This window comes from Parachitinimonas caeni (assembly GCF_030129945.1).
Classification (GTDB): Bacteria; Pseudomonadota; Gammaproteobacteria; order Burkholderiales; family Chitinimonadaceae; genus Parachitinimonas; species Parachitinimonas caeni.
This window is the reverse complement of record NZ_JARRAF010000073.1, coordinates 1-7,942: the sequence shown is the minus strand read 5'-3', so window position 1 is coordinate 7,942 and position 7,942 is coordinate 1. Positions and strand designations below refer to the sequence as shown.

Annotated in this window: 1 protein-coding gene; it reads right to left on the bottom strand. The window is 63.5% G+C overall.

Annotation, left to right across the window (positions count from 1 at the left end; genetic code table 11):
* Nucleotides 1–7,942: DUF4214 domain-containing protein (locus tag PZA18_RS23190; protein WP_284103279.1), on the bottom strand; the 7,942-nt coding region annotated here is incomplete at both ends.

Sequence of the window (7,942 nt, the reverse complement as noted above, 5' to 3'; positions counted from 1 at the left end):
GGTGGTGGCAGTTCGGGCGTGGTTTCGCCGATGAGCTTCTGCGCGTTATACGGCTTGAAGGTGTCCGAGCGGTTGGCAGCGGTGACGGTGGACGGGATCTTCAGCGTCTGGCCCGGCGTCAGGGCATCGCTGGCCTTGATACCGTTGGCGTCGGCGATCAGGTACCACAGGTTGCCGTCACCCCAGACGGCCAGGGCGATTTTCTGCAGCGTGTCGCCGTTGTTGACCGTGTAATTGCTCTGGGTGGTGGTGGGCAGCGATTTGGCCGACAGCGCGGTGTAGTTGTAATCAAAGTCCGCTCCCTGGCCTGACTCCATCCCCATGGTGCTACCGATGACGCTGCCGCCGGCATAGGCAAAGCGCTGACCCCAGTAATAGTAGTCGCGGCGCTTGTCGAGCAGGCGTCCGTCGAGGTCGTACACCATCTTGCGGTTGCTGCTGGTGTTGCGCTGATCGACGATGCGCAGGGCATTGCCGAAGTCGTCGAGCGTGGTGGTGGTCTGGCCACTGCCGGTCGGGCCGTTGGCGGTTTGCACAACCTCCTTCCAGCTTTCAAACCCGGCGTACTGGAAGCCATAGGTCGTGGTCTGGTTGGCGCGGTTGTCGAGCACGCTGTAGGACTGCAGCACCTCGCCGTTGTAGTTGTAGCTGACCTTGGAGATCGGCTTGTACACCGTCGTGGTCGGGGGGACCTCGTCATCGACCTCAATCGGCTCGCCGTTGCGCCAGCGATTGCGGTTGTTGTAGATGATCTGCTTGTCGAAGGCCTCCTGCATGATCAGGCGGCCGTCGGCGTCGTAGCCATTGAGGCGACGCTGATCAAAGGCGCCGCCGTCCTTGAAGGTTTCCTCGACACCGACCCGGCCGACGAAGTCGTACTGACGGCGGCTCTGGTTCAGGAAGGCGTAGTCGTTGGCATCGGCCGTGGCGTTGCTGTTGTGGCGGAAAGCGATCACCCGGCCGAAGTCGTCGTAATCCAGACGGTCACCGACGGCGACTTCCTGATTGACGTTGTTGATGACGCGCTTTTCCTTGCCCATGACTTCGCTGCGCAGGGTGCCGCTGCCCAGATAGCGGATGCCGCTGGCGCCGTTCACATAACCGGTCGCGGTGTGTTCGGCATCGCGCTCGCTGCTGACCTGGGCAAAGGCCGGCAGGCCGTTGCTGCCGGTGATGACTTCCGGCCGTTGCATGGTGGCCGTGCGGCGGATGCTGCTGACCACAATGCCGGTGCCGGTGAGCACGCCCTGGCTGACCGCCTCGCGGTTGCGGTCGTCGTAGCGATACCAGTTGGCATAGCCTTCCCAGCTATCGCCATTGCCGATGCTGCTGGCGCCCAGAATGGCCCGGCGGTTGCCGGCACCATCATAGAAGTAGCTCATCGCGACGCCGGTAGCGGCCACATGGTCGATGCGGCCGGCGTTGTCGTAGGCAGTGGTCTGTACCCAGTGCGTCGTGTCCCGATCAAAGCGCTCGAAGACCAGACGACCTTCGCTGTCGTAACGGCGCTGGGCTGCCCCGAGCTCGGCATGGCGGGTTTCAAACAGCGGTGCGTCATCCTGCCAGCGCACCAGCACATTCGCGTCACGGCTCTGGCTGGTGCCGGTCAGATGGCCGGCCTCGTCGTAGGCGAAACTGCGGGTGACTACCCCGGTGTTGTAGGTTTCGTTGGTGGCCTCGTTGATCGCGCTATTGCCGCCACCCAGTGTGATGGTCTGGCTGGTGAGCTGACCGGTGCCATCGTAGTTGTAGCGGGTGACGTTGTTGCCCAGATCGGTGTGATCGAGCAGACGGCCGGTAGCCGCGTAGGTCCAGTACTTCATGTCGCTCGGGGTTTCCTGGCCTTGCGCGTTCCACCAGACGTTCTTCTCGAACACCTTGTTGCCGTAGACGTCGTAGCCGCTGACATGACGGGTGCCCCGGCTGGTCGGCTGGAAGTTGAGCGTTTCGTACTGCTGGGTCGCCACCACATGGCCCAGGCTGTCGTAGTCCTGGCGGGTATGCAGATGGCTGGTAGTCAGGTCGTTGCGATAGCGGCTTTCCAGAATCCGCTGGCCACGGCCGTCGTAGCGGTAATCGGTGACTTCCATGACCGACTTGGCGGTGAAGCTCTGATTGGTCGCACCCGTGCCCAATTGCCAGACCTGGCCGGAACGACGGATCTGGATCAGCTGGTCGGCAACGTTATAGCTGTACTCACTGCCAGCGACGGCGCTATCCACCTGTTCGTAACCGAGACGACCAAAAAAGTCGTAGAGGCGGCGGCTGTCGAGCGAGTACAGGCCGCTGCTGCCGGCCCGGCTGATCAGCGCCGCCCGGTCACGGTCGCTGAGGCTGCTCTGGTCGGTAATGCGGTGCCATTGCGCGGTATTACGGCCCAAGCGGTCGTAATCGAACACGGTCTGGTGACCTTCGCCATCGAGCTGCTCGACCAGCGCGCCGTAGTTGTCGTAGCGACTCTGGCTGACCAGCACGGCCTGGCGTTGCTTGCCGGTTTCGTCCATGCGACCGACGGTGGCGCCAAAGCTATGGGTCTGCTGGTTGAAGCGGTTGTAGAGCCAGCGGCTGGTGTTGCCCTGGCTGTCGCTGAGGCTGATCTTGTTGCCCCAGCGATCCTGCTGCAGCAGACGCTCCGGCGCAGCGCTGACGGTCAAGCCGTCAGCCAGCAAGGTCAGGCGGTTGCCGCCGCCATCGCGTGACAGGCTGAAGCGGGCGTAGCCGACGGCATGCTTGACCAGTGCGGCGTTATCCATGCCGGCGGTCAGGGCAAAGCCCGGCATCAGGCTGACGATCTCAACGTCACGCGGGCCATTGGTGCCGGCGAGCAGACGATCAATCTGCAGGCGGCTGGTGGTGCCATCATCGGCCGCAGTGGGCGCAAATACCTGCCAGCTGCCGTCCGGCTGCCGTACCCGCACCCAGTTGGCGCTGGTATCGGCATTGTTGCGAGGCAGATTAAGGGTGGCGACGGCGGGCTGGCTGCTGTCGCGCAGGATCTGGCGCACGCCGTTGACGGTGCCGTAGACCTTGACCCCCGTCACTGCGACCAGAACGGACTGTGCCCGGTCGTAGACCGAGAGATTGGCGGTGGTTTCATTGCGGGTGACGGTCTCGATGGCGGTCCTGGCAACGCCATTGAGGGTGTAGCTGACCTCTACGGTCAGATTGCCATCCAGTCCGGCGGTATCCGCCACCGATACCCAGCGTGGCGAGAAGGTGATGTCATTGCCCACTTGCCGTTCGATCGGCTCTTGATAATCGACCCAGCGTCCCCGGATGTTCTCACCCCAGATCATTTCGATATGCGGCTCGACCGTGAACGGCGCCTCGGCCTGGGCGGTGCCGGCCGCGACATTGGGGGCATAACCCAGCCCGCCGACACGGGTGTTGAAACCCGGGTCGATCTGCCGGGTGACCTGACCCAGCGCGTTGTAGTCGGTGTAGGTACGGCGCCAGCTGCTGTTCGGGGCGGTGATGCGGCGGTTATTGCCATCGACCAGCGCACTGCGTGCCAGCGCTTCGGCGCTGCCGGCATTCTGGATCGCGCCTTCAACCGGGCTGAACAGCCGGGCGGTTTCCTGGCCGGCGCGATTGTAGAAGCTGGCGCTCCAGACGCCGCCTTCAAAGCGGGCCCAGACCCGGCCGGCGCTGTCGTAGCGGTAGAGCGACTGGGTGTCGCCATTGATGGCACGGCGGGTGATGTCGCCATAGGCGTTGTACTCGGCCCCAGTGGTGACGAGACGGGTGGCCTGGCCAATCGTGCCCAGGCGTTCGACCGTGGCGGTCTGCCGGCCGGCGGCGTCATAGCTGAAGCTGCGCACGCTGTTGTTCTGGCTGCCATCAACGTTCTGGCTGGCGGTCCACTCCAAGACATTGCGGCCGAAGTTGTCGTAGAGCCAGTACTGGCGTTGTCCACCCCCCTGGATATTCACAGCATCGAGCCGGTATTCGATCAGATGACCTGCCGCGTCATAGCGGCGCAGCTCGGTCCGATCCTGCCCCGATCCGGCCACCAGACCCCGTACCGCATCGACCGTCATGGTTTCCGGTGCCGCAGTCAGCTGGTTGCGGGCTACGGTGTTGCCATAGCGCACGGTGCGGGTTTCATTGCCGAAAGCGTTGTACTCGTGGCTGATGGCGGTGTAGCGCAGCTGGTCGCCCATGTCGCCGCTGGCACGCAGCTCGAGACTCAGGCGGCCCATCGCGTCGTAATAGAGATAACTGGCGTTGCCCCTGGCATCGATCTGCACGATCGGGTTGCCGGCTGCGTCGTACTGGCTGCGGACGATCACGTCGCCTCGCGCTGCCCCATAGCCACCGGCAACGTTGACCTGGATATCGGTCACCAGACGGTTCAGCTTGTCGTATTCCGCGCGATGGACGCGCACGCCATTGCTGCCAGCGTCGGTCTTGCCAGCGACCTGTTCGACCAGATCCATCAGATTGCTGCTGGCGTTATAGCTGCCTGCCCGCAGGGCAATGCTGTATTGGCTATCGACCACGCTGTTGCCGAATTCGTCATAAGCCCAGGTGGTGAGGAAGCCACCGGCATCGACCTGGCCGATCTTGCGGCCCAGCGCGTCGTAATAGAAGTAGCTGTCAGCGGTCTGGCCCGCATCGAGCGTGACCGACTGCTTTACCAGCTGGCCCAGCCCATTGTAGATCTGGCGGGTTTCGCGGGCGGCCTGACCGGCTTCGGCCATGCCGGACTGGTTAAGCTGGAAGGCGGTCGGCTCGGTGATCTTGGTCTGCCGGCCGAAGCGGTCGTACTCGTAGCTGAGGACGCGTTTGTCACTCTGGTCAAGCCCTGCCACCTTGGCGGCCAGCTCGGCCGTGGTGTAGCCGGTGGCATTCGGCGTGACGCTGATCTTGCCGCCGTAGCGAATCAACTCCCGCTGGTTGCCGAGCAGGTCGTAACGATGTTCGGTGACCTGGCCCAGGGCATCCACCTCAAAGCGAATGCGGCCGGCGGCGTCATACGACTTGCAGCTCCACTGCCCACCGACATCCAGATAGGCGACGGCATTGCCGAAGGCATCGTAGGCGGTTTCGCTGCGCGGGGTACGCAGGCTGCTCAGGGCAGCCAGGTCCAGGCTGGCCTGATTGAAGCGGCCATCGTCGCCCAGGTTGTAGACGGGCTGTGCGCCGGCAAAGGCCGCCTGTTCTAGTGCAACCTGACGGCCCGCACGGTTGTAGAAGAACTTGGTGACGCGTTTCTGGTCAGCGGCGCCAAAGTCGTTTTCCCAACGTTCGGTGAGGTTGCCGGCCTTGTCGTAAACAAAGCGGGTAACCAGCGAGGCCGTGGTGGCACTGCTTTCCGGCGTGGCGGTCTGGGCCACGGCAGGGGCCAGCTCGTAAGCCAGACGGCCAGCACCGTCGTAGACATAGCTGGTGTTATGACCACGGGTGTTGGTCATCAGCGTCTTGCGGCTGACGGCATCGTAGGTATACACCTCGGTCTTGCCGTCGGCATGGGTCAGGGTTTTCAGCCGGCCGGCGGCATCGTATTCATACTGGGTGACCCGATCCTGACTCGCATCATGCACCGGCTGGGTGAAGTAATTCTGGTATTCACTCGCCATGCGGGCACTATCGCCCGTAGCCAGAACCGACACCGTGGTGGCCAGCTGCAGACCGAAGTCGGCCTGCCATTGCTGCGCGATATAGGGGCTGAGCGAGGCGACTTCCTGCACGCTCATGCTGGCAGACAGGCGGAACGACTGACCTTGCGGGTCGAAGTAGGTGGCGCTGTCGTCCTGGTTGCGGATCAGCTTGCCTTGCGCCCAGACCCAGTTGTCACCGGGTTTGGTGCCAGTCCAGAAGTTGGCCAGATCGGTGGCGTGCTGCGCGGCCTTGGGGGCCGCCAGCGTGGCATAGCCGATCTTGTAGCCATAGGCGGTTTCCCAGGCTTTGGCGATTGCGCGGCTGCGACGGGCGATCTCGAATTGCGGGGTGTCTGCGGTAAGGCGGATACGCTCGCCTTCCGGCCCGTAGAAGGTGGCGCTGCCATCGGGTTCACGTCGCAACAGGCCGCCGCTCCAGGCCAGCGCCTGCAGTGTCCACTTGCGGCTTTCCTTCAATCGACCGGCACCATCGTAAATGAAGTCGGTGACCTGCCCCTTGGCGTCGATCTCGCGGGTCTTGCGGCCCGCGGCGTCGTATTGGTACTGCGTGACATTACCCTGGGCGTCGGTCACGCTGGCCAGATTGCCAGCGGCATCGTAGCGGTGGGTGGCACTCAGGACGCCGTTGACCGTCTGGCTGCGCAGGCGGCCAATACTGTCGTAGTCATAGGTGCTGACCTGATCCTTGCTGTCGTCGCGGTAGTCGCGCAGGAAGTTCCACTCGCGCTGGGTGGCATTGTCGATGGCGTTGTCGATGGCTTCGCCACTGCGCAGGAATTCCCAGACGATGACGCCACGCTTGCTGGTATCCGCTGTACCCAGCTGACCGGCCCACCAATCCAGACCGCCCGTATCCGGTTCCCGTCCCAGCAAGGTGCGGTAGGCCCAGGCCACGAAATTGCGGTTGTTGGCGGCGCCGTTGATCGGCGGGTTCTGGCTGGCCCACAGGTTCTGGAATTCCGGGCTGTCGAGCATGCCTTGCGCCTGGCTCGGGCCTTGCAGCCAGCCGAGGTTCAGTCCGGCATAGGTGCGCAGGGCCTGCATGGCATTGGCAAAGCTCGCGGCATCGGGCGAGCGTTTGAGCAGGCGCGAGTACAGCTGGTTGGCGTAGTCACTGCCGCCGATCGTCGTCAGCGTGCCCCCGGCATCGCGGATGGCGGGTACGTCGGCAAAGACGCCACTGGCGTACCGGCGCTCACTGAGGACCAGCCCGCGTTTGTCAAAGATCCGTTCGGTGATCTGGCCATCCGGGGCAATCTCGAAGGTGTTGCGGCCATCCTTGTCGTAGATGAAGCGCTGGCGCCGGTCGAGTGCTTCGTTGCGCAACTCGCGTAGCTGGCTGTTTTTGATCTGGGCCGGCAGCGCCGCCGGATTGGGGTTGCGGGTGGCGTACTGGCGCTTCTCGATGACGCGGCTGTTGGCGTCGTAGACCGTCTCGGTGGTTTCGCCCAGTTCGTTGACTTCCAGCACCTGCCGGCCCCGGTTGTCGTAGGCATAGCGGGTGGTGCGACCTTCGCCATCCGCCCGGCTGATGACGCGGTTGTCGCTGTCGTAGCCGTAAGTGGTGGTCAGTTTGAGCCCGGCCGGATCGACGATCTCCTGGCTGCGGCGCCCTTGCACGTCGTAGACATACTGCGTGGTCTTGGGCTGGGCGCTGCCGGCGCCTTCGATCACGGTGAGGACATTGCCCTGCGGGTCGTAGCTGTACTCGGTCCGCAGATTCAGACCGTTTGGATTGGTCGGGGTCTTGGGGTCAACCACTGTCGCCTTGACCCGGCTGGCGCCGTCGAATTCGGTGACCGTGACATTGCCGGCCGCATTGGTCGTCTTGACGGTGCGGCCCATGCCATCGAATTCATAGCGGGTCGCCAGATTCACACCATCCGGATCGGTACGGCTGACCAGCACCCGGCCCACTGCATCGTATTCAAAGCGGTTGACCACGCCCCGGGCGTCGATGACCTGGAAGGCGTTGCCCACCTTGCGGTAGCTGCGCAGTACGGTTTCGGTCAGGCGGCCTGCCGCATCGTAGCGTTGGGTGGTTTCCTGATATTCCTCGCTGCTGACCGGGCGCTTGGTGGAAAGCAGGCGGCCGTTGCGGTCATAAGCGTACTCGCTGACATTGCCTTCGCCATCGGTCAGCTTGAAGGTCTCACCGAAGCGATTCTTCTCGGAGACGGTTTTGATGCCTTCCGGGGTGGTGACGGTGACGGTGCGCAGCTTGTCGTCGTAGGCCGTGGTGGTGGTGCGGCCATAGGCATCGGTCTGGGTCAGTACCCGGCCGAAGGCATCGAAGGTCGCGCTGCTGATTTGGGCGC